The organism is Streptomyces sp. NPDC022552 (assembly GCF_055561875.1).
The window spans coordinates 850,770-871,777 of sequence record NZ_JBVHGJ010000002.1 but is presented as its reverse complement, the minus strand read 5'-3'; the positions used below and the strand labels follow the sequence as shown (position 1 = coordinate 871,777).

17 protein-coding genes are annotated in these 21,008 nt (G+C 72.0%); 8 read left to right on the top strand and 9 right to left on the bottom strand.

From position 1 onward, the window contains the following. Positions 1 to 38 precede the first annotated feature (38 nt). Complete coding sequence (locus tag ACZ3OF_RS08855) at positions 39 to 830, top strand: SDR family NAD(P)-dependent oxidoreductase (protein WP_361669142.1); 792 nt, start codon at positions 39 to 41, stop codon at positions 828 to 830. Between the two features lie 55 nt (positions 831 to 885). Here the strand turns inward: ACZ3OF_RS08855 and ACZ3OF_RS08850 are convergent, their stop codons facing one another. Next, positions 886 to 1,653 carry a hypothetical protein gene (locus ACZ3OF_RS08850; protein WP_361669144.1) on the bottom strand — a complete coding sequence of 256 codons (768 nt, stop codon included), beginning with the start codon at positions 1,651 to 1,653 and terminating at the stop codon, positions 886 to 888. A gap of 5 nt (positions 1,654 to 1,658) precedes the next feature. After that, complete coding sequence (locus tag ACZ3OF_RS08845) at positions 1,659 to 2,255, bottom strand: papain-like cysteine protease family protein (RefSeq protein ID WP_361669147.1); 597 nt, start codon at positions 2,253 to 2,255, stop codon at positions 1,659 to 1,661. Positions 2,256 to 2,503: 248 nt separating this feature from the next. Between ACZ3OF_RS08845 and ACZ3OF_RS08840 the strand changes: the two genes are divergently transcribed. Further along, entirely contained in the window at positions 2,504 to 3,433 is a 930-nt protein-coding gene (locus tag ACZ3OF_RS08840; protein WP_361669149.1) for a hypothetical protein, read from the top strand. Between the two features lie 19 nt (positions 3,434 to 3,452). On the opposite strand, the gene ACZ3OF_RS08835 is transcribed toward ACZ3OF_RS08840, so the two are convergent. Beyond that, the gene (locus ACZ3OF_RS08835) at positions 3,453 to 3,878 is read right to left on the bottom strand and encodes a Rieske (2Fe-2S) protein (protein WP_361432689.1); all 426 of its coding nucleotides are present in this window, start codon (positions 3,876 to 3,878) and stop codon (positions 3,453 to 3,455) included. 115 nt (positions 3,879 to 3,993) lie between these two features. On the opposite strand from ACZ3OF_RS08835, the gene ACZ3OF_RS08830 reads away from it, so the two are divergent. Further along, positions 3,994 to 4,887, top strand: coding sequence for a carbohydrate kinase family protein (locus ACZ3OF_RS08830; RefSeq protein WP_467303582.1), 894 nt, complete (start codon positions 3,994 to 3,996; stop codon positions 4,885 to 4,887). 110 nt (positions 4,888 to 4,997) lie between these two features. On the opposite strand, the gene uvrA is transcribed toward ACZ3OF_RS08830, so the two are convergent. Further along, the gene (uvrA, locus tag ACZ3OF_RS08825) at positions 4,998 to 8,003 is read right to left on the bottom strand and encodes an excinuclease ABC subunit UvrA (protein WP_361669153.1); all 3,006 of its coding nucleotides are present in this window, start codon (positions 8,001 to 8,003) and stop codon (positions 4,998 to 5,000) included. 198 nt (positions 8,004 to 8,201) lie between these two features. On the opposite strand from uvrA, the gene ACZ3OF_RS08820 reads away from it, so the two are divergent. The 3 genes from ACZ3OF_RS08820 to ACZ3OF_RS08810 all read left to right on the top strand — a co-directional run bounded on the left by ACZ3OF_RS08820 (position 8,202) and on the right by ACZ3OF_RS08810 (position 11,585). Continuing rightward, on the top strand, positions 8,202 to 8,903 hold the full coding sequence (locus ACZ3OF_RS08820) for a maleylpyruvate isomerase family mycothiol-dependent enzyme (protein ID WP_361669156.1): 702 nt from the start codon (positions 8,202 to 8,204) through the stop codon (positions 8,901 to 8,903). A 49-nt stretch (positions 8,904 to 8,952) separates the two neighbouring features. Next, positions 8,953 to 9,609, top strand: a complete 657-nt coding sequence (locus tag ACZ3OF_RS08815; RefSeq protein ID WP_361669159.1) for an MBL fold metallo-hydrolase — start codon at positions 8,953 to 8,955, stop codon at positions 9,607 to 9,609. A 686-nt stretch (positions 9,610 to 10,295) separates the two neighbouring features. Next, a complete protein-coding gene (locus tag ACZ3OF_RS08810) occupies positions 10,296 to 11,585 on the top strand; it encodes an MFS transporter (protein ID WP_467303579.1) in 1,290 nt (429 codons plus the stop codon). 78 nt (positions 11,586 to 11,663) lie between these two features. On the opposite strand, the gene ACZ3OF_RS08805 is transcribed toward ACZ3OF_RS08810, so the two are convergent. The 5 genes from ACZ3OF_RS08805 to ACZ3OF_RS08785 all read right to left on the bottom strand — a co-directional run bounded on the left by ACZ3OF_RS08805 (position 11,664) and on the right by ACZ3OF_RS08785 (position 18,842). Then, positions 11,664 to 12,683 carry a TerC family protein gene (locus ACZ3OF_RS08805; protein WP_361669163.1) on the bottom strand — a complete coding sequence of 340 codons (1,020 nt, stop codon included), beginning with the start codon at positions 12,681 to 12,683 and terminating at the stop codon, positions 11,664 to 11,666. A 235-nt stretch (positions 12,684 to 12,918) separates the two neighbouring features. Beyond that, the gene (locus tag ACZ3OF_RS08800; protein WP_467303577.1) at positions 12,919 to 14,859 is read right to left on the bottom strand and encodes a TerD family protein; all 1,941 of its coding nucleotides are present in this window, start codon (positions 14,857 to 14,859) and stop codon (positions 12,919 to 12,921) included. 96 nt (positions 14,860 to 14,955) lie between these two features. Then, positions 14,956 to 15,534 carry a TerD family protein gene (locus ACZ3OF_RS08795; protein ID WP_361432709.1) on the bottom strand — a complete coding sequence of 193 codons (579 nt, stop codon included), beginning with the start codon at positions 15,532 to 15,534 and terminating at the stop codon, positions 14,956 to 14,958. Positions 15,535 to 15,687: 153 nt separating this feature from the next. After that, positions 15,688 to 17,823, bottom strand: coding sequence for an excinuclease ABC subunit UvrB (gene uvrB / locus ACZ3OF_RS08790; protein ID WP_361669168.1), 2,136 nt, complete (start codon positions 17,821 to 17,823; stop codon positions 15,688 to 15,690). Positions 17,824 to 17,894: 71 nt separating this feature from the next. Next, positions 17,895 to 18,842: an MHYT domain-containing protein gene (locus ACZ3OF_RS08785; RefSeq protein ID WP_361669170.1), complete on the bottom strand. Its 948-nt coding sequence runs from the start codon at positions 18,840 to 18,842 to the stop codon at positions 17,895 to 17,897. 190 nt (positions 18,843 to 19,032) lie between these two features. On the opposite strand from ACZ3OF_RS08785, the gene ACZ3OF_RS08780 reads away from it, so the two are divergent. Continuing rightward, positions 19,033 to 19,566, top strand: coding sequence for a methylated-DNA--[protein]-cysteine S-methyltransferase (locus ACZ3OF_RS08780; RefSeq protein ID WP_361669173.1), 534 nt, complete (start codon positions 19,033 to 19,035; stop codon positions 19,564 to 19,566). 123 nt (positions 19,567 to 19,689) lie between these two features. After that, complete coding sequence (locus tag ACZ3OF_RS08775) at positions 19,690 to 20,982, top strand: MFS transporter (protein ID WP_467303573.1); 1,293 nt, start codon at positions 19,690 to 19,692, stop codon at positions 20,980 to 20,982. Positions 20,983 to 21,008 lie beyond the last annotated feature (26 nt).

The window sequence follows — 21,008 nt, the reverse complement described above, 5'->3', positions numbered from 1 at the left end:
GGGCCGACACTCAGGCCGCGTGCGCTCGTTGGCCGGGCATGACGACGGAGACGACGCGACAGGCGACGGGACGGCTCGCGGGCCGGGTGTGCGTGATCACGGGCGCGGCCAGCGGAATCGGGCGGGCGACGGCGCTGCGGTTCGCGCGGGAGGGCGCGCGGGTGGTGGCCACGGACGTGAACGCGGACCGACTGGCGACGCTGAGTGACGGCGCGGACGGTGGTGGCGGGGGCATGGCGACGGTGGTCGGGGACGTCTCGCGCGAGGAGGACGCCCGCCGGATGATCGCGACGGCGGTGGAGCGGTTCGGGCGGCTGGACGTCCTGGTGGCGAACGCGGGGGTGCTTCCGCTCTCCGACGTCATGGAGTCGACCGGGGAGCAGTGGGACCGGGTGATGGCCGTGGACGGCAAGGGCATGTTCCTGACCTGCAAGTACGCGATCGAGGCGATGGCCGGGCAGGAGAGCGGCGGGGCGATCGTCTGCACCTCGTCGATCTCCGGGGTGGCGGGCCAGGCCCGCCAGGCGGTCTACGGCCCGGCGAAGTTCGTGGCCTCGGGGCTGACGAAGCACCTGGCGGTGGAGTGGGCGGGGCGCGGCATCCGCGTCAACGCGGTGGCGCCGGGCACGATCGAGACGGAACGCGTCGCCGCGGCCCGCACGGAACCGGGCGGCCAGGAGTACCTCTCGGACATCGTCGAGCTCCACCCCATGCACCGCTTCGGCACCCCGGAGGAGGTGGCCTCGGCCATCCTCTTCCTGGCCTCGGACGAGGCCTCCTTCATCACGGGCGTGGTCCTGCCGGTGGACGGGGGGTATCTGGCGCAGTGAGGGGGCGGGGCGGGCGCAGACGCACCCGCCCCGCCTCCCTGCGTCCTCGCGCCGGTCAGGCCAGGGACCGGCGCCGCCAGGCTCGTACGCCGATCAGGCCCAGGGCCAGAACCGCGCCCGCGCCCGCCGTGGCGCCGACGGCCGTGACGAGAGGTTCCTGATGGGCCGCGGGCTCGGTGCCGTAACCGCCGGCCGCGCCCTTCCCGGCGTACACGGACCCCGGCAGCTTGTCCCCGTAGGCCCGCACGACCCGTTCCCGGTAGGCGACGAGACTCGTCCCGTTCCGGCCCACCGCCCGCACCGCGTCCTCGTCCAGCGGCAGCACCTTCGCGCCCTTCTGGACGTACCACGCGTCGATCTGCGGCTCGCGGAACACGATCCCGCCGGGCAGCGCCCGCGCGCCCTGCGCCGCGTACCGGACCTCGTCGTCGCCGGTGGCGATGTTCACCACCTGCCAGCCGCCGTCCGCCCGCCGCGCGGTCCACAGCGAGGCCGTCTGCCCGTCCGAGGCGACCGCCCTGCTCGCTCGGAACTCAACGCGAGCGAGGGGCGCGCCCGCCTTCCCTGCCACGAAGTCCGGGGACAGGACCCGCACCGGCACGGACGCGCCCTCGATCCGGGGCCGGGCGGCCGACCGCGCGACGGCTCCGTCGCGGGCGAAGAACCGGGAGAGCGTGTCCAGGGTCGCGGGCGCGGACGCCGCGGCCTCCGGAGTGGCCGCCGTCGGCGGCGCTTCGGCAGCGCCGGCCGGCACGGCACCGAGCGCGACGAGCGCGGCCGCGGACAGGAACCCGGCGCCGATCGCGCGTGTACGTGTCGTCATCGTCGTCACGCCCCTATCCGGTAGAGCGAGTGCGTCCAGGAGAACGACCCGTTGTCCACGTACCAGGCGTGCGAGGCCCAGTTGTAGCGGTCGCTGGAGGGCCAGGGATCGCCCCAGTAGACCCAGCTGTTCGCGTCGTCGTACCCGTAGATCACATGCATGTGGCCGCCGCCGCTCGCCCACTGGATCCGCGTCTCGATCGGGCGGTCGGCGTTGATCTCGCTCTGCACGGTCGCGTAGCGCAGCCAGCCCGTCACGTACGAGCCGGGGTTGACGCCGGCCCAGCGCAGACCGGTCTGCACGTTCCCGAGCGTGGCTTGATCGTTCGGGCAGTCGTAGCCCTGCCGGCGGTTGAAGGCGGCGTTGCAGAACTGGTTCTGGCTGTAGTTCCGGCCGAACCACGTGGCGATGGTGTTGCCACCCGCGGCCCAGCACCAGTTGCTCTTCTGCTGTGCCTGCATGGTGATGTTCAGCCGCTTGTACGCGAGGCTCGCTTGGGTGGAGACGTCCTCGCCGGTCGGCGCGGCGGTCGCCGACGACATGGGGAGCAGGAAGAGGGCGGCAGCGGCGAGTGCCGCCATGGACAGCTTTCTACTGCGCATCGCGTTCCTCCCGAGACGGGGGGTGTGGGGATGTGTGGGGGTGTGGGGGGTGGAGGAGCGCGTCCGGACGCTGCTCAGGAGCATCGAACGTTGTCCGGAACGGGTCAACACGCTTCAATGCGGGGTGACGGCGGGCTGTGAACGGTGTGACCCGGTTGTGAACACGCGCCTCTCCGTCACCTGCGGGCGCGCCCCCGGCGGCGCGGCGGCCCGCCCCCATCGTCGTGAACGTTCACTGAGGAGTCCCCGTGGGGCACACCGAGGCCGATCTGGCGCAGTTGCTGCACACCGGGCCGTTCCACCTGGCGCTGCGCACGGCCTTCGCGGTGCGCGGCCTTCCTCTCCAGCGGGTGCAGCACCACCTCGCCCACCGGGGCGTCAAGGTCGGGGTGACCAGCCTCAGTTACTGGCAGCAGGGTGCCCGCCGCCCGCAGCGGCCGGAGTCGATGAAGGCCGTCCGGGCCCTGGAGGAGGTCCTCCAGCTGCCCGGGAACTCGCTGATCCGGCTGCTGACCGAGGACGCGGCGGCGCGCGGTGACGTGGAGCGGCCGGCCGGCCGCTCGTACCGCTCGCTGGTGGAGGCGTCGGGGGCGGTGGAGAAGCTGCTCGCCGAGCTCGAGTCACCGGTGGACGGGGGGCTGCACACGGTCGGCCACCACGAGCGGGTGCGGATCGGGGCCGGGCGGGAGCTGGTGGGCCGGGACTCGCAGCATGTGGTGCGGGCGCACCGGGACGGGATCGACCGCTATCTGGCCATCCACCACGGCGATCCGGGCTGCGACCCCTCGCGGGTGGTGGTGCGGGCGACGGAGAACTGCCGGACGGGGCGGGTGCGGTGGCACGCGGAGACGGGCGTGCTCGTCGCGGAGCTGCTGTTCGACGCGCGGCTGCGGGCCGGGGAGACGTACCTCTTCGGCTACGGCTTCGAGGACGGCACCGGCGGTCCGAGCGGGGAGTACGTCCGGGGGTTCAGCTTCGCCGGCGGGCAGTACGTGCTCCAGGTGCGGTTCGACGAGGCGGCGCTGCCGGTACGGTGCCGGCGCTTCGCCCAGGCCTCGGCGGGCGCGGCGCGCGGTGGCCGCTCGGAGCTGACGCTGAGCGGCCGGCACCGCACGGTGCATCTGGTGGAGCAGGGTGTACGGCCCGGGATCCTGGGGGTCGACTGGGACTGGGCGTAGGCGGGCGCGCGGAGGCGCCTCAGGCCTCCGGGCCCGCGACGAGCTTTCCGCCCTCGACGCGGACCGGGACCTCGGGGAGCGGGACCGTCGCCGGGCCCTGGAGGGCCTTGCCGGTGGTCACGTCGAAGCGGCTGCCGTGGCAGGGGCAGTTGCCCTCGTTGTTCTCGATCTTATCGAGCACGCAGCCCGCGTGGGTGCACTGGGCGCTGAACGCCTTGTACTGGCCCTTGGCCGGGCAGCTCACCAGGAGGCGCTGCTCGCGGTAGAGCTTGGAGCCGCCGACCGGCACCTCCTCGGGAGCGCCGAGGGTGACCGGGGCGGTCGGGGTCGGGACCTGGGCGTGCCCGAGCTTGGATTCCGTGGAGCAGGCGGCGACACCCAGCCCGGCGGCACCGGCGAGCGCGGCGCCCTTCAGTACGGTGCGGCGGCTGGACTGGCCGGACATGAGTGCTCCACGGTGCGATCGGGACATGAGGTGACCGAATCGACGATACCGGCGCCTCCGCGGTGGCCTGCCAGGGGGCTGTCGTGGCCGGTGGGGCATGGGTTACGTTCACGGCGTGATCGTCGTCGCCGGTGAGTCCCTGATCGATCTGGTCCCGGACGGTGCCGCCGCCGGGCCGCTGCCCGCGCTGGTGCCCCGCAGGGGCGGAGGGCCGTACAACACGGCCGTGGCCCTCGGCCGGCTGGGCGCCGAGGTCGCCTTCTGCTCGCGGGTCTCGACGGACGCGTTCGGCGAGGCGCTGATGGGCGGACTGCGGGAGGCAGGGGTCGCGACCGGGCTCGTCCAGCGCGGCCCGGAGCCGACGACGCTGGCGGTCGCCTCGGTGGGCGCGGACGGCTCGGCGGAGTACGGCTTCTACGTCGACGGCACGGCCGACCGGCTCTTCGCCCTGCCGGAGCGGCTGCCCGAGGGGGTGCGGGCGGTGGCGTTCGGCACGTGCTCGCTGGCCCTCGAGCCGGGCGCGAGCGCGTACGAGGCGCTGCTGCGGCGGGAGGCGGAGCGGGGTGCCCTGACGCTCCTCGACCCCAACATCCGCCCGGGCCTGATCCCGGACGCGGCCGTCTATCGCGAGCGCTTCGCGTCCTGGCTGCCGTACGTCTCGATCCTGAAGCTCTCGGAGGAGGACGCGGCCTGGCTGGGCGGCACCCCGGCGCACTGGCTGGAGCGGGGGCCGTCGGCCGTCGTCGTGACGCGCGGCGCGGCGGGTCTGGCGGTCCATACCCCGTCGTACGAGGTGTCGGTCCCGGCCGTGCGTGTCGAGGTCGCGGACACGATCGGTGCGGGCGACACGGTGAACGCGGCGCTGCTGCACGGCCTGGGGGACCGCCCGGTGGACTCCCTGGACGCCGGGGCGTGGTCCGCACTCCTGACGTACGCGGCGGGGGCGGCTGCCCTCACCTGCACCCGCCCGGGCGCGGAACCGCCGTACGCGCACGAGCTGACGGACTGACGAGCTGACCGACTGCTGACGGGCCGACGCCGGACCCGGGGCTCGGGCCGGACGTCCGGGCCGGGTGCCGGGGTGCCGGGACCGCTTCAGCGGCCCCCGCACCCCCGCTGTCACGCCTTGCGGGCCCGCGCGGCCGTCTTCTTGGCGGGCGTGGCCTTCGTCGCCGCGGTCTTCTTCGCGACGGCCTTCTTGGCCGGTGCCTTCTTGGCGGGTGCCTTCTTCGCCGAGGCGGACGCCTTCCGTGCCGCCGGTACCGTCGCGTCGCTGACGCGGTCGGCGCCGAGGATCTCGCGGAGGAACTTGCCGGTGTGGCTCGCCGGGACCGAGGCGACCTCCTCCGGCGTGCCCTCGGCGATCACCAGGCCACCGCCGCTGCCGCCCTCCGGCCCCATGTCGACGACCCAGTCCGCGGTCTTGATGACATCGAGGTTGTGCTCGATGACGATCACCGAGTTCCCCTTGTCGACCAGACCCGACAGGACCGTGATCAGCTTCGAGATGTCCTCGAAGTGCAGACCCGTCGTCGGCTCGTCCAGGACGTAGACCGTACGGCCCGTCGACCGCTTCTGGAGCTCGGAGGCGAGCTTCACGCGCTGCGCCTCACCGCCCGAGAGCGTCGGCGCGGACTGGCCGAGCCGGACGTACCCGAGGCCGACCTCGTTGAGCGTGCGCAGGTGGCGCGCGATCGTCGGGACCGCTTCGAAGAAGTCCAGGGCCTCCTCGATCGGCATGTCCAGGACCTCGGCGATGGACTTGCCCTTGTAGTGGACCTCCAGGGTCTCCCGGTTGTACCGGGCGCCGTGGCAGACCTCGCACGGGACGTACACGTCCGGGAGGAAGTTCATCTCGATCTTGATCGTGCCGTCGCCGGAGCAGTTCTCGCAGCGGCCGCCCTTGACGTTGAAGGAGAACCGGCCCGGCAGATAGCCGCGGACCTTGGCCTCCATCGTCTCGGCGAAGAGCCGGCGGACGTGGTCGAAGACTCCGGTGTACGTCGCCGGGTTCGACCGCGGGGTGCGGCCGATCGGCGACTGGTCGACGTGCACGACCTTGTCGACGAGGTCGTCGCCGTCCACGCGCGTGTGCCGCCCGGGCACCGACTTGGCGCCGTTCAGCTCCCGCGCCAGGTGCGTGTAGAGGATGTCGTTGACCAGCGTCGACTTGCCGGAGCCGGAGACTCCGGTGACGGCCGTGAGGACGCCCAGCGGGAACGAGACGTCGATGTCCCGCAGGTTGTTCTCCCGGGCGCCGTGCACGGTGAGCCGGCGCGAGGGGTCCACGGGGCGGCGGATGTCCGGCATCCCGATGGCCCTGCGGCCCGAGAGGTACTGCCCGGTCATCGACTCCTTGTTGGAGAGCAGCTCCTTCAAGGGGCCCGAGTGGACGACCTTGCCGCCGTGCTCGCCGGCGCCGGGGCCGATGTCGACGACCCAGTCGGCGACCTTGATGGTGTCCTCGTCGTGCTCGACGACGATGAGCGTGTTGCCCATGTCCCGCAGCCGGACCAGGGTCTCGATGAGCCGGTGGTTGTCGCGCTGGTGGAGTCCGATGGACGGCTCGTCCAGGACGTAGAGCACGCCGACGAGACCGGAGCCGATCTGGGTGGCGAGCCGGATGCGCTGGGCCTCGCCGCCGGAGAGCGTGCCGGCCGCGCGATTGAGGGAGAGGTAGTCGAGGCCGACGTCCACGAGGAACCGCAGTCGCTCGTTGACCTCCTTCAGGACCCGCTCGGCGATCTTCTTGTCGCGGGCGTTGAGCTTCAGCCGGCCGAGGAAGTCGGCGCACTCGCTGATCGACATCGCGGCGACCTCGGCGATGGACCTCTCCATGACCGTGACGGCGAGGACGATCGGCTTCAGACGGGTGCCCTCACAGGTGGGGCAGGGCACCTCGCGCATGTAGCCCTCGAAGCGCTCGCGGCTGGAGTCGCTCTCGGCCTCGCTGTGCCGCCGCTTGACGAAGGAGACGGCGCCCTCGAAGGCCGGGGTGGTGTACGCCCGCTCCCGTCCGTACCGGTTGCGGTAGCGGACCTCGACCTGGGTCTTGTGGCCGTACATCAGGGCCTTCTTGGCCCGCGCGGGGAGGGCGGCGTACGGCAGGTCCGTACGGAAGCCGAGCGCCTGGGAGAGGCCGCCGATGAGCCGGCCGAAGTACTCCTTGGTGTGGCCGTGGGACCAGGGGTGGATGGCGCCCTCGTCGAGCGAGCGGTCCTCGTCCGGGACGATCAGCTCGGGGTCGACCTCCATGCGCGTGCCGATGCCGGTGCAGTCCGGGCAGGCGCCGAAGGGCGAGTTGAAGGAGAAGGAGCGGGGCTCCAGCTCCTCGAAGGACAGGTCGTCGTACGGGCAGTAGAGGTGCTCCGAGTACATCCGCTCGCGCTCGGGGTCGTCCTCGGCGAGGTCGACGAAGTCGAGCACGACCATGCCGCCGGAGAGGCCGAGGGCCGTCTCCACGGAGTCGGTGAGCCGGCGCTTGGCGCTGTCCTTCACGGTGAGGCGGTCGACGACCACCTCGATCGTGTGCTTCTCCTGCTTCTTCAGGGTCGGCGGCTCGCTGAGCTGGACGGTCTGCCCGTCCACCCGCGCCCGGCTGTACCCCTTGGTCTGGAGGTCGGCGAAGAGATCCACGAACTCGCCCTTACGCTCGCGCACGAGCGGCGAGAGGACCTGGAAGCGGCTGCCCTCGGGGAGCTCCAGGACCTTGTCGACGATGGCCTGCGGCGACTGGCGCGAGATCGGGCGGCCGCACTCCGGACAGTGCGGCTTGCCGACACGGGCGAAGAGGAGGCGGAGGTAGTCGTAGACCTCGGTGATGGTGCCGACCGTCGAGCGCGGGTTGCGCGAGGTCGACTTCTGGTCGATGGAGACGGCGGGCGAGAGACCCTCGATGAAGTCGACGTCCGGCTTGTCCATCTGGCCGAGGAACTGCCGGGCGTACGAGGAGAGCGACTCGACGTACCGGCGCTGCCCCTCGGCGAAGATCGTGTCGAACGCGAGGGAGGACTTGCCCGACCCCGACAGCCCGGTGAAGACGATGAGGGAGTCACGGGGGAGGTCGAGCGAGACGTTCTTGAGGTTGTGCTCGCGAGCGCCACGAACGATGAGACGGTCGGCCACGCCGGTCCGCACCTTTCTTGAGAGAGCGGAGGCACAGAAGTGCGGGTCGCAGATATGCCTGGAAGTACCTGGATGTGTCTGAGTACCCAACAACCAAGGATGCCGGATGCTTCCATCGAGCCTATAGCACGCACATTCGATTTCCGGCCTCGCTCCGACCGCTTCACCCGAATGAGTGGCGGCGCTAGGGTCGGCCTCATGATCGACCATGTGCGTGACCTGGACTCTGTACGTGAAGCGACCGAGCGGCTCCTGAACGCAGCCGCCTCCCTGGACAACGCGGCCGTCGCCGAGCCGTCACGGCTTCCCGGCTGGACCCGCGGCCATGTCCTGGCCCACATCGCCCGCAACGCCGACGCCCTCGTGAACGTTCTCCAGGGGCGGCCGATGTACGCCGACGCGGCCACCCGCGACGCGGACATCGAGCGCGACGCCGCGCGCCCGCTGGACGCACAGCTCGCCGACATCCGCGAGACCGGCGAGCGCTTCCAGGCCGTGGGCGCGGAGCCCGCCGACTGGCAGCGGATCGTGGAGCTCCGCAACGGCGTCACGGACCGTGCGGCCCGCGTGCCCTTCCGCCGCCTCGTCGAGGTGGAGCTGCACCATGTGGACCTGGGGATCGGCTACGGCCTGAAGGACCTTCCCGAGGACTTCGTGATGCGGGAGATCGACTTCCTCGCGGACAGGTGGTCCGGCCGCTCCGAGGTCCCGCCCGTGACGCTCCGCATCGGGTACGACGAGAACGGTCCCAGCTGGCGGACCGGCGGCACCGACGGCGCCCCCGTCGTCCTGGGCGGGCCCGCGAGCGAGCTGCTCGGCTGGCTCTCCGGCCGCGAGCTCAAGGGCGCCCACCTCGCCGTCCTGGAGGGCGACCACCTCCCGGAGCTCCCGCCGTTGTAGTCCCGGCCGTTGGGACCCGTGTGCCCGTGCCCGGCGATAGGCTGAGCCCATGACGTACAGCGGAGCGGTGAAGGTCGGCGGGCCCGCCGATGTGCACGAACTGACGGACCTGATGATCTCCAAGGTCGCGGTCGGTCCGATGGACAACAACGCGTATCTGCTGCGCTGTCGGGCGACCGGCGAGCAGCTGCTGATCGACGCGGCCAACGAGGCCGGCACGCTCCTGACGCTGATCGGTGACGACGGCATCGCGTCCGTCGTCACCACGCACCAGCACGGCGACCACTGGCAGGCGCTCGCCGAGGTGGTCGGGGCGACCGGGGCGCGGACGTACGCCGGGGCGTACGACGCCGAGGGCATCCCGGTCCCGACGGACGTTCCGGTCGAGGACGGCGACACCATCAAGGTCGGCCGGGTGGAGCTGACCGCGCGCCGGCTGGTCGGGCACACGCCCGGCTCGATCGCGCTGATCTACGACGACCCGCACGGCCACCCGCACGTCTTCACGGGCGACTGCCTTTTCCCGGGCGGCGTCGGGAACACCCGGAAGGACCCGGAGGCCTTCGCGAGCCTGATCCAGGACGTGGAGACCAAGCTCTTCGCGGTCCTCCCGGACGAGAGCTGGGTCTACCCGGGCCACGGCAACGACACCACGCTCGGCAACGAGCGCCCGCACCTCCCGGAGTGGCGCGCGCGCGGCTGGTGACACCTCGGGGACGGCGGTGACGCACGCGCCGGTGCGGCGCCGGGTGGCCGGCGCGACCGGTTGCGCGCGGCCGGTGCCGCCCGGACCCGGCTGAACGTCGGGGACGCGCCGTCGCCCTCGGCCGGATGGACGGGCTACGTCGACGAGGCCGTCCCGAACCGTTGACCGGCGGACACACGTCGGCGGCGAGGTGCGGGGCGCCACGCGGTGCCGGAGGCACGCGGCGGTGGCGCCTCCCCGCCCGCCGGGAGGCGCGGGCCGCGGTCGCGTGCTCCCGCGCGCCCCCGTAACTCCCGCGGACCCCGGGTAGTTGGCGCGACATGCACCATGGTCACTCTCCGCGTCCGCCCTCGGCCTCACGGGACGTCGGGGGCTCGTCGGAAGCCCCCGACTCCACGGCGCCGCCGGCCTCCTCGGCGTCGGACGACGCTCCGGCTCCCCCGGGCTCCTCCGCATCGGCCGACCCTCCCAGCCCCCCGGCTCCCCGGGGCGCCTCGGATTCCGTGGACTCCCAGGCTCCTGCGAGTCCCCCGGCCCCACCGGCACCATCCGGCCCCTCGGCCTCACCGGGCTCACCGGGCTCCCTGAGCGGCCCGGGGCCCTCAGGTCCCCCGCTTCCGCCGGGTCCCCCAGGCTCTCCCGCTCCCCCGGGACCCGCGCCCTCGGGTTCGCGCCCCGCTCCTTCCATGGGGCGGCTCGCCTGTGCGTCGCTCGTGGGGACCGCCATCGAGTTCTTCGACTTCTTCGTCTACGGGACCGCCGCCGCGCTCGTTCTCGGGCCGCTCTACTTCCCCACGTTCTCCCCCGTCGCAGGGACGCTGGCCGCCTTCGGCACGTTCGCCGTCGGTTTCGTGGCCCGGCCGCTCGGCTCCGTGCTCTTCGGGCACATCGGCGACCGTTACGGCCGCCGACCGGTCATGTTCGCCTCGCTGATGCTCACCGGCTGCGCCACGGTCGCGGTCGGTCTCGTCCCGACGTACGCGACCCTCGGCATCACCGCCCCCGTCCTGCTCCTCGTGCTCCGCTTCCTGCAAGGGCTCGGCCTGGGCGGCGAGTGGGGCGGGGCCGTCCTGCTCACCGCCGAGCACGCGCCGGAGCGGCGGCGGGGGCTGTGGGCCGGCTTCCCGCAGATCGGCCCGGCGGTCGGCTTCCTGCTGGCGAACGGGGTGCTGCTGGCGCTGTCCGCCACCCTGACCGACGCCCAGTTCCGGGAGTGGGGCTGGCGCGTTCCGTTCTGGGCGGCCGGGCTGCTCGCGGTGGGCGGCCTGCTGCTGCGTTCCTCGCTCGCCGAGACCCCGCAGTTCCAGGAGCTCAGCGCGACCGGGCAGCGGGCGAACGCCCCGCTCGCCGAGGTCGCGCGCGACCACTGGCGGCTCGTCCTGCTCACCGCCGGCGCGCTCGCCGTCGGCTACGCGGTGTTCTACACGGTCTCCACCTGGGCGTTGGCCTACGGCACCGAGCGCCTCGGGGTCGACCGCACGACCATGCTGATCTGCATCATGGGCGCGGTGGCGATCAAGGGCGCCACGACACCGCTGGCGGCGCTGCTGGGCGACCGGTACGGCCGCCGTCCCCTCTGCCTCGCCGGCTGCGCGGCCTCCGCCGCGTGGATGTTCCCGATGGTCGCCCTGCTGCACACGGGACGGCCGCTGCTGATGTTCCTCGGATTCCTGGGCTCCATGCTCGCCTTCATCACCATGTTCGCGGTGGTCGCCGCGTACCTCCCCGAGCTCTACGAGCCGAGGGTGCGCTGCACGGGCGCGGCGGTCGGCTACAACCTGGCGGGCGTCCTGGGCGGGGCACTGACGCCGATCCTGGCGACGACCCTTTCCGGCGGCTCGGGGCCGCCCTGGGGCGTCGCGGCGTATCTGACGGTGGTGGCGCTGGTGAGCCTGGGCTGCTTCGCGCTGCTCCCGGAGACGCTGCCTGCCTCCGCCCGGGCGAGAACGCCGGAGAAGGAGAAGGCGCCCGCGTAGAAACGCACCGCGGCCGGTACGAGCGGTGGCGTGCCGCCCGCACCGGCCGCGGTGCGTTGTTCTGCGTGCCGTACGCGGTCAGGCGCCGACGCTGTCCTTCTCGGGCTCCCCGGCCTCCGCGGCGGGGGCTGTCGAGGCCTCGGCGGCCTCGCGCGCCGCCTGCTTCCTGGAGGCGATCAGGCTGGTGATCGTCGTGACGACCAGGACGCCGCCGATGACGGCCAGCGAGAACGGGATGGAGATCTCGGGGACGTGGACCCCGGACTCGTGCAGGGCGTGCAGCACCAGCTTCACACCGATGAAGCCGAGGATCACCGACAGGCCGTAGCTGAGGTGGACCAGCTTCTTCAGCAGGCCACCGATCAGGAAGTACAGCTGGCGCAGACCCATCAGCGCGAAGGCGTTGGCGGTGAAGACGATGTACGGGTCCTGGGTCAGGCCGAAGATCGCCGGGATCGAGTCGAGGGCGAAGAGGACGTCCGTCGTGCCGATGGCGAGCATGACGACCATCAGCGGGGTCAGCACCCGCTTGCCGTTGACCTTGATGAAGAGCTTCGTGCCGTGGTACTTGTCCGCGACGCCGAACTTCTTCTCGACCGACTTGAGGAGACGGTTCTCCTCCCAGTCGTCCTCGTCCTCTCCGGCGCGCGCCTCCTTGATGAGCTTCCACGCGGTGTAGATCAGGAACGCGCCGAAGATGTAGAAGACCCAGGAGAAGCTGGCGATGATCGTGGCGCCGGCGGCGATGAAGATCGCGCGCAGGACCAGGGCGATCAGTACACCGACGAGCAGCACGCGCTGCTGGAGGTGCGAGGGCACCGAGAACTTCGCCATGATCAGGACGAAGACGAAGAGGTTGTCGACACTCAGCGACTTCTCGGTGATGAATCCGGCGAAGAACTCGCCGGACGCCTGACTGTTGCCGAAGACCGCAAGTCCGATGCCGAAGAGCACGGCGAGCACGATCCAGACGATCGTCCAGATTCCGGCTTCCTTGACCGACACGTCGTGGGGCTTGCGCCCGATGAAGAAGTCGATCGCGATGAGGGCGCCCAGACCGAGAATGGTCAGCACCCAGAGAGTCGTCGAAACGTCCACTGCGCCTCCGGCGTCGTACGGCTACTTGATCAGCGTCGTCGCTGCCGGAGGTCTCTTCCACCCGGGCCGTCCGTGCGGGACGGGCCGGGCCGACGCCCCGGGATCAGACCGCTCAGGATCCGTCCGTATTGACGGGAACGCCGCGCTTGGGGAGTACTCCCCTCCGCGCCAAGAAGACTACCCGAAGAACCAAGAGAAGGTAAAGGCCAGGGTAAAGACCCCCCAAAGGTGCAGGTCAGCGACCCCACTGCCGTCGGGCCTCGGCCACCTGCGCGAGGACCTGGGGCAGCACCCGGCTGCCGGGCGGGAACAGCGGAGGCTCGTACGTCCAGGCGTGGCCGACCCACGGATCGGCCAGGTGATCGTCCGGTACGGGAGTGATCCGCAGAAGCGAACGCCACAGCGGGTCGAGCACCGGGCCGTACGCGGCGGCGTCCTCGCGGTCGGCGACCATCAGGAGATGGACCCCGACCGCCGGGCCCTCGTCCGCGAGATAGCGCAGCTGGTTGACGGCCCGGTCGTCGAACCCGTGCGGGAAGTCATGGACGATCAGGAGCTGCTCGGCGGTGTCCATGCCGGGCGGCAGCGCGTCGGGGGCACCGGCCCGCAGCGCCATCTGCACCAGGTCCACCCGCTCCGTGAGCTGGGCAAGGACGGCCGTGACCCCGGCCGCTCCGGCCGCCGGCGGGCCCGCGAGCACACCGGCCGTGACGAGCGGCGCGAGCGCCGTCGCGCCCGAGCCCGCCGGATCGATGACATGGACGGTGAACTCACCGGGCGGGTACACCGCGAGCAGCCGCGCGGCGTGCGCGACCGCGGTGTCCAGCGCGAGCCGGCGCAGCTCGGCCTCGTCGAGCAGCCCGGCCGCCTCCGAGTGCCCGCGTCCGGAGTCCACCCAGAGCCCACGCTCCAGCGGGAGCCTGACCAGCATCGGGATACGCAGATCCGTGCGCTCGGGGAGGTGGAGGTCGCCCAGGCGGAGCGCCATCGGGGCCTCCATGGGGACGCGGTAGGCGTGCCAGACGGGGTTGTCCCAGCGGGCGTAGGCGGCGGGCAGCGCCGGTTCGACGACCTCGGACTCGGCGGCGAGCTGGGCGAGGTCCCGGTCCAGGGCCTCCTGGGCGCGGGCGGTGAGCTCGTCGTGCTTGGCGCGGGCCGCTTCGCGGGCGGCGTCCCCGGCGCCGCCGATGCGGCTGCGCGGGTCGGAGAGCACGCTGTCGAGCTCCTTGTCGAGCCGGGACTCGGCGAAGTCGCACGCGCTGCGGTACGCGGCGGTGGCGCGGGCCAGGTCCTCGAACATTCCCCAGACCTGGTTGTAGAGCCGCTCGTCCATGGACCAGCCGGCGGCGTCCCCGGCGACGGGCACGGGCGGGCCCTGCCGCGGCTCGGGGACGGCCGCGCGGCGGTCCGGATGGGCGTAGCTGATCGGGCTGCCGCCTGTGCCCGCGTGCGGCGGCCGCGGGGTGGGCTGCGGCGTGGACGGCAGCGGCGGAGGCGGCGGGGTGACCGGCACGGTGGGTGACGGGTCCATGCCGGCCATCGGCTCCGTGGCGGACGTCGGTGCCGAGTGGCGTACGCGCTCCGTCTCGGGGACGCGCGGGGGCGGGGCGGAGACCGACCGGGCCAGGCCCCTGGCGACGGCGTCCAGGATCGAGGCGGCAAGGTCGGCGGGGCGCTCGATGCCCTGGTCGCCGAGCATGGCCGCGAGGCCGCCCTCGTACCCCTGGCCCATCGCGCGCACCTTCCAGGCGCCCTGGCGGCGGTACAGCTCCAGGGCGACGACGGCGCACTCACGGTCCAGGCCGGTGATCGTGTATGAGGCGATCTCGGTGCCGTCGAGGCCGGTGACCGCCACGAAGGGGGCGGCGACGGCGCCGAAGCGGGTCGGGCCGCCGACGCCGACGGGCAGGGCGAGGAGGACCGAGAGGCGGTGCACGGCCGCCGGGACGGCCTCCAGGTCGACGGCGAGGCGGTGGTCGGCCGCGGCCTGCTGGGAGACCTCGACGCCGGGCAGCGAGGGCGAGCCCGGGTGGGCGATCCACTCGACTCCGGGGACCCTGCCCCCCTCGTCGCCGAGGGTGGCTCCGGCGACGACCGGATGACCGGCCGATACCCGGATCTCCAGTCGGGTGTCGGGCAGGGGGTGGTTCTGCCCCCGGACCAGCTCGACCGTCATCGACTCTGTCCCCTCAGCGTCTTGCGTGCGGATCATGTGGGACAGCTCCCGGTGGCCTGCTGCCGCCGGGAGCTGTGGGTGTGCCTGCCGTGCTGCCTAGAGGTGCGGCAGGATCGCCGGCATCAGGTCCTGGAACGTCCGGCCGTTGGCCGGGTTGCCCAGGGCCGTCATCTGCCAGCCGGAGCCCGCCCGGTGCACCTTCGCCATGATCTGCGCGGTGTACTGGCCGCCGCCGTCCAGGGTGTAGCGCGCGAGCTCCTGACCGTTGGTCTCGTCGACGATCCGGCAGAAGGCGTTCTGCACCTCCTGGAACGTCTGTCCGGTGAAGGAGTTCACCGTGAAGACGATCTGGTCGATGTGGACCGGAACGCGCTGGAGGTCGACGAGGATCGACTCGTCGTCCCCGCCCTGGCCGGCGCCGCCCACCAGGTTGTCACCGGTGTGCCGGACCGAGCCGTCGTCGCTGACCAGGTGGCGGAAGAAGACCACGTCCACCGGCTGCTTGTCGGCGAAGAGCACCGCGGAGGCGTCGAGATCGACCTCGCGCGTACGCGAACCGAACAGGCCGCGACGGGGCGCCGCCTGCCAGCCGAGCCCCATCCGTACGGACGACAGGCTGCCTCCGCCCTGCTTCTCCAGGCTGATGGCCTGACCCTTGGTCATGTTGACCGTCACGCGCTGTCCCCTCTCTGAGCGATCCCCGCGGCCGCCTCCGCTGTGCGTGCGGTTTCCCAGCACCCTACGCAGGGGCAGTGACAACGCAGCAGGCGCTGTCGCATTTTGTGTCGGTCTTGCAACACATCGGGCGGTCCCGAGCCCCCGGAGGGGTCAGGCGAGCCCCGCCTCCTTCATCTGGCGCAACTCCTTCTTCAGCTCTCCCACTTCGTCACGCAGCCGCGCGGCCACCTCGAACTGCAGCTCCGCCGCGGCGGCCCGCATCCGGTCGGTCATCTCCTCGATGATCGCGGCCAGTTCGGTGGCCGGGCGGTCGCCGAGCTCGACGGTGGAGCCCGCCTTCCCCTTGGCCTTGCTCCTCGTCGTGTGCGCGCCGAGGGAGGGGACGGGCGCCTTGGCGGCCTTGCCGTCCTTCTCGTGCCGGTATCCGGTGCCGAGGAGCTGCTCGGTGTCGATCTCCTCGCGGGCGATGGTGGCCACGATGTCGTTGATCTTCTTGCGCAGCGGTTGGGGGTCGATGCCGTTGGCGGTGTTGTACGCGATCTGCTTCTCGCGGCGCCGGTTGGTCTCGTCGATGGCCTTCTCCATGGCCGGCGTGACCGTGTCCGCGTACATGTGGACCTGTCCGGACACGTTGCGCGCCGCGCGGCCGATGGTCTGGATCAGCGAGGTGCCGGAGCGGAGGAAGCCCTGCTTGTCGGCGTCGAGGATGGCGACGAGCGACACCTCGGGCAGGTCGAGACCCTCACGGAGCAGGTTGATGCCGACCAGGACGTCGTACTCACCGGCCCGCAGCTCGCGCAGCAGCTCGATACGGCGCAGGGTGTCGACGTCGCTGTGCAGATAGCGGACCTGGATGCCGAGCTCCAGGAAGTAGTCGGTGAGGTCCTCCGACATCTTCTTGGTGAGCGTGGTGACGAGGACCCGCTCGTCCCGCTCGGTCCGCAGGCGGATCTCGTGGACCAGGTCGTCGATCTGGCCCTCGGTGGGCTTGACGACGACCTCGGGGTCCACCAGGCCGGTGGGGCGGATGATCTGCTCGACGAAGCCGTCGCCGCGCGACAGCTCGTACGTGCCGGGGGTGGCCGAGAGGTAGACGGTCTGGCCGATCCGCCCCTGGAACTCCTCCCACTTCAGCGGGCGGTTGTCGAGTGCGGAGGGCAGCCGGAAGCCGTGGTCGACCAGGGTCCGCTTGCGGGAGGCGTCGCCCTCGTACATCGCTCCGATCTGCGGAACGGTGACGTGCGACTCGTCGATGACGAGCAGGAAGTCCTCGGGGAAGTAGTCGAGGAGCGTATTGGGCGCGGAACCGGGCTCGCGGTCGTCGAAGTGCATCGAATAGTTCTCGATGCCGGAGCAGGAGCCGATCTGGCGCATCATCTCGATGTCGTACGTGGTGCGCATGCGCAGGCGCTGGGCCTCCAGCATCTTGCCCTGCTTCTCCAGCTCGGCGAGCCGGGTCTCGAGCTCGCGCTCGATGCCGTTGACCGCCTTCTCCATGCGCTCGGGCCCCGCCACGTAGTGGCTGGCGGGGAAGACGTACAGCTCGCGGTCCTCGCTGATGACCTCGCCGGTGAGCGGGTGGAGCGTGGAGAGCGCCTCGATCTCGTCGCCGAACATCTCGATGCGGACGGCGAGCTCCTCGTAGACCGGGAAGATCTCGATGGTGTCGCCGCGGACGCGGAAGGTGCCGCGGGTGAACGCCAGGTCGTTGCGCGTGTACTGGATGTCGACGAAGCGGCGCAGCAGCTGGTCGCGGTCGATCTCCTCGCCGACCTTGAGCGGGACCATCCGGTCCACGTACTCCTGCGGCGTGCCGAGACCGTAGATGCAGGAGACGGAGGCGACCACGACGACGTCGCGGCGGGTGAGCAGCGAGTTCGTCGCGGAGTGGCGGAGCCGCTCGACCTCCTCGTTGATCGAGGAGTCCTTCTCGATGTAGGTGTCCGACTGCGGGACGTACGCCTCGGGCTGGTAGTAGTCGTAGTACGAGACGAAGTACTCGACCGCGTTGTTCGGCAGGAGCTCGCGGAACTCGTTGGCCAGCTGGGCGGCCAGCGTCTTGTTCGGCGCCATCACCAGGGTGGGGCGCTGCAGCTTCTCGATCATCCACGCGGTGGTCGCGGACTTTCCGGTGCCGGTCGCGCCGAGGAGGACGACGTCCTTCTCGCCCGCGCGGATGCGCCGGTCGAGCTCGGCGATCGCCGCCGGCTGGTCGCCGCTGGGCTGGTAGGGACTGACGACCTCGAAAGGCGCCACCGTACGTTCGATCTGGGAAACGGGCCGCATGCAACCACCGTACGACCCCCCACTGACAGTCGGGCGGGGAACGGTTCACGGCCTGCTCGCGGGGCCGCTTCTCACCACTCCTGGGAGCGGTGGGCACCCCGTCCCGCGATCCTGGCCCGGCCGCGGCTCTCACGGTCGGCCCGGCCCCCTCGGCCGCCCCTGCCTCCGCGGTCGGCGGGCTGCCGGGCCGACCAGTTCGCGGGCTCGCCGTAGGCGGGGGCGCGGCGCTGCGTCGGCACTCCGGGGCGGTGGGGACCGCGGCCGGAGGGCCGCTGCCAGTCCGGGTCGCCCATCACGAGCAGCGGGTCGAACATGACGACGACCGCCGCGAGGAGCAGGAAGACGGCGGGGCCGACCAGCATCGGCAGCAGGAGCGAGGTGGCGGAGTCGCCGCCGCCCGTGACGGTGGCGGCGTCGTGCACATGGACGTTGACGGCGGCCATGGCGGTGTAGTGCATACCACTGACCGCGAGGCCCATCACCATGCTGGCGCCGAGGCTGGCCAGAAATCCGTGTACCGAGACGGCGGCCCAGAGGGCGGTGGTGGCCGCGACGACGGCGATCACGACGGAGAGGGCGACGGTCGGGGTGTCGTAGTCGATCGTCCCGCGGAGCCGCATGCCCGCCATGCCGAGATAGTGCATGGTGGCGATGCCGAGACCGGTGATGGTGCCGCCCGTGACGAGGGTGAGCGCGGTGGCGCCGCGGTAGCCGACGATGAAGATCCCGATGCCCACCATCAGGACCGCGACGCCCAGGCTGGCGAAGGTGATGGGGCGGTCGTAGCCGATGGGTGCCTGGCTGACGGAGAAGCCCATCATCGCGATGAAGTGCATCGTCCAGATGCCGGTGCCTATCGCCGTCGCCCCGAGGGCCAGCCAGCCCGCCTTGAAGGTGTCGCGGTGGCGCAGGGATCTCGTGGTGCAGCGCAGACCCAGGGCGCCGCCGAGGCACGCCATGAGGTAGGCGGCGATCGGTGTGACGAGGCCGTAGCTGAATCCGTCGACCGTGCCCTGCATGAGCGTCCGTCCTCCAGCCGTGGTGCCACGTCGTCCGAAAACAGTCGGTACCGCTGAGTAGTACTGGGGCGAGATTATGGCGCGCGGAGGGCCGTACGACCATGAGGTCCGGGAATTGCGGGCGGCGGGACCGAGACGGGACGCGGCCGTGACGGCCGCGATGTCAGTGGTCGGTCGTACCGTGATCGTCATGGACACCACGGTGGAATGGGCGGTCGTGCCGAGCGACATCGGTCCGCTGATGCTCGCGGCGACCGATCGCGGTCTGGTGAGCGTGGTCTTCCACGCCGTCGGGACGGTCCGGGAGGCGGCGCTCGAGCGGCTGGCGGGGCAGCTCGGCGCGGAGCCGGTGGAGAGCGTCTCGGGGCGGCTCGCCGAGCCGATACGGCAGCTCGCGGAGTACTTCGAGGGTGGGCGTCGCGCGTTCGACCTGGCCCTGGACTGGACGCTGACGACGGGGTTCAACCGCCAGGTGCTGCGCGAGCTGGCGGAGGGCGTGCCGTTCGGGACGGTCGTCGGGTACGGGGACCTGGCGAAGCGGGTCGGGCAGCCGGGCGCCGCGCAGGCCGTCGGGGCGGCGATGGGCGCCAATCCGCTGCCCGTGGTGGTGCCGTGCCATCGGGTGGTGGAGAGCGACGGCGGGATCGGCGGCTTCGGGGGCGGTCTGGAGACGAAGCGGACGCTGCTGGCCCTGGAGGGCGTGCTGCCGCAGCCGCTCTTCTGAGGCGGAGGCCGGGCCCGAGGCCGGGGCTGAGGGTCGCGCGGGGCCGATGGTCCCCGAGGCGTTCGTGCGCGGGTTGTGCGGGCGGCGTTCTCAGCGGCGGGCACGGCTGGCACACTCACGTCAGTGACCAGCACCCCTGATGCCCCTGACTCCGCACGTCCGGCGGAGATATCCGCCGCTGCCGCTGCCTCCGCGCCGCCCGCGCTCCGGCGACGGATCCAGACGGTGCTGATCGCGACGCAGATCCTCGGCGGACTCGGTATCGCCACCGGCATCGCCCTCGCCGCCGTCCTGGCCAAGGAGGTCAGCGGCACGGAAGCCCTGTCGGGCCTCGCCTCGACGGCCACGGTGGCCGGCCCCGCACTGCTCGCCATGCCCCTGGCCGCGCTGATGGGCTCACGCGGGAGGCGCCCCGGACTCGTCCTGGCGTATCTGATCGGGGCACTCGGCGCCGGAGTCGCGGTCCTCGGGGCGGTCGTGAACAGCTTCCCCCTGCTCCTCGCGGGCCTGGTCGGGTTCGGCGCCGCGTCCTCGGCGAACCTCGCGGCACGGTTCGCGGCGGCCGACCTGGTGGAACCGCATCACCGGGGCCGGGCCATCTCCACCGTCGTCTGGGCCACCACGATCGGCGCCGTCCTCGGCCCGAACATCGCCGCGCCGGCCGGGGAAAGCGTGGCCGGACTCGGCATCCCGGCGACGGCAGGGCCCTTCGTCTGGGCGGCCGGCGCGTTCCTGATCGCCGCGCTCGTGGTCGCGCTGCTGCTCCGCCCCGACCCCCTGCTCACGGCGCGCGCCCTGGCCGGGCCGGAAGAGAGCCAGGGTGCCGAGGGGCGCTCGCTCAGGGCGGGAGTACGGGCCGTACGGAAGTCTCCCGGGGCGCGCCTCGCGCTGGTCACCGTGACGGTCTCGCACACCGCGATGGTCTCGATCATGTCGATGACCCCGGTGGCGCTGAGCCATCACGGTGCCGGGATCGAGCTGATCGGCCTCGTGATCAGCGGGCACATCGCCGGCATGTACGCGTTCTCCCCCGTCATGGGCTGGCTGTCGGACCGTCTGGGACGGCTCTCCGTCATCGGCCTCGCGGTCGGGCTCCTCTCCACGGCGGCGCTGCTCGCGGGCACCGCCGGTCCCAGCCATGGGCAGACCGCGGCGGGCCTGTTCGTGCTCGGCCTGGGCTGGTCGGCGGGCCTGGTGTCGGGCTCCGCGCTGCTCACGGACTCCGTTCCGCAGGCCGCGCGGGCGGCGGTCCAGGGCCTGTCGGACTTCATCATGAACACCGCGGCCGGCCTGGGCGGTCTGATGGCCGGCCTGATCGTGGCGCGCGCGGGCTACGGCTGGCTGAACCTGGTGGGCGCGTGTCTGCTGCTGCCGATGGCGGCACTGGCGGTACGCGGAGTGCTGCGGCGGGCCTGAGGGGCGCCACGGCACCGAGCCCGCGG

Excerpts from the sequence above, each read along its gene's own strand:
- ACZ3OF_RS08855 (WP_361669142.1), top strand. The coding sequence starts at position 39 with ATGACGACGGAGACGACGCGACAGGCGACGGGACGGCTCGCGGGCCGG.
- ACZ3OF_RS08785 (WP_361669170.1), bottom strand. The coding sequence starts at position 18,842 with ATGCAGGGCACGGTCGACGGATTCAGCTACGGCCTCGTCACACCGATC.
- ACZ3OF_RS08815 (WP_361669159.1), top strand. The coding sequence starts at position 8,953 with ATGACGTACAGCGGAGCGGTGAAGGTCGGCGGGCCCGCCGATGTGCAC.
- uvrB (WP_361669168.1), bottom strand. The coding sequence starts at position 17,823 with ATGCGGCCCGTTTCCCAGATCGAACGTACGGTGGCGCCTTTCGAGGTC.
- ACZ3OF_RS08845 (WP_361669147.1), bottom strand. The coding sequence starts at position 2,255 with ATGCGCAGTAGAAAGCTGTCCATGGCGGCACTCGCCGCTGCCGCCCTC.
- ACZ3OF_RS08835 (WP_361432689.1), bottom strand. The coding sequence starts at position 3,878 with ATGTCCGGCCAGTCCAGCCGCCGCACCGTACTGAAGGGCGCCGCGCTC.
- ACZ3OF_RS08810 (WP_467303579.1), top strand. The coding sequence starts at position 10,296 with ATGGGGCGGCTCGCCTGTGCGTCGCTCGTGGGGACCGCCATCGAGTTC.
- ACZ3OF_RS08850 (WP_361669144.1), bottom strand. The coding sequence starts at position 1,653 with ATGACGACACGTACACGCGCGATCGGCGCCGGGTTCCTGTCCGCGGCC.
- ACZ3OF_RS08820 (WP_361669156.1), top strand. The coding sequence starts at position 8,202 with ATGATCGACCATGTGCGTGACCTGGACTCTGTACGTGAAGCGACCGAG.
- ACZ3OF_RS08800 (WP_467303577.1), bottom strand. The coding sequence starts at position 14,859 with ATGACGGTCGAGCTGGTCCGGGGGCAGAACCACCCCCTGCCCGACACC.
- ACZ3OF_RS08780 (WP_361669173.1), top strand. The coding sequence starts at position 19,033 with ATGGACACCACGGTGGAATGGGCGGTCGTGCCGAGCGACATCGGTCCG.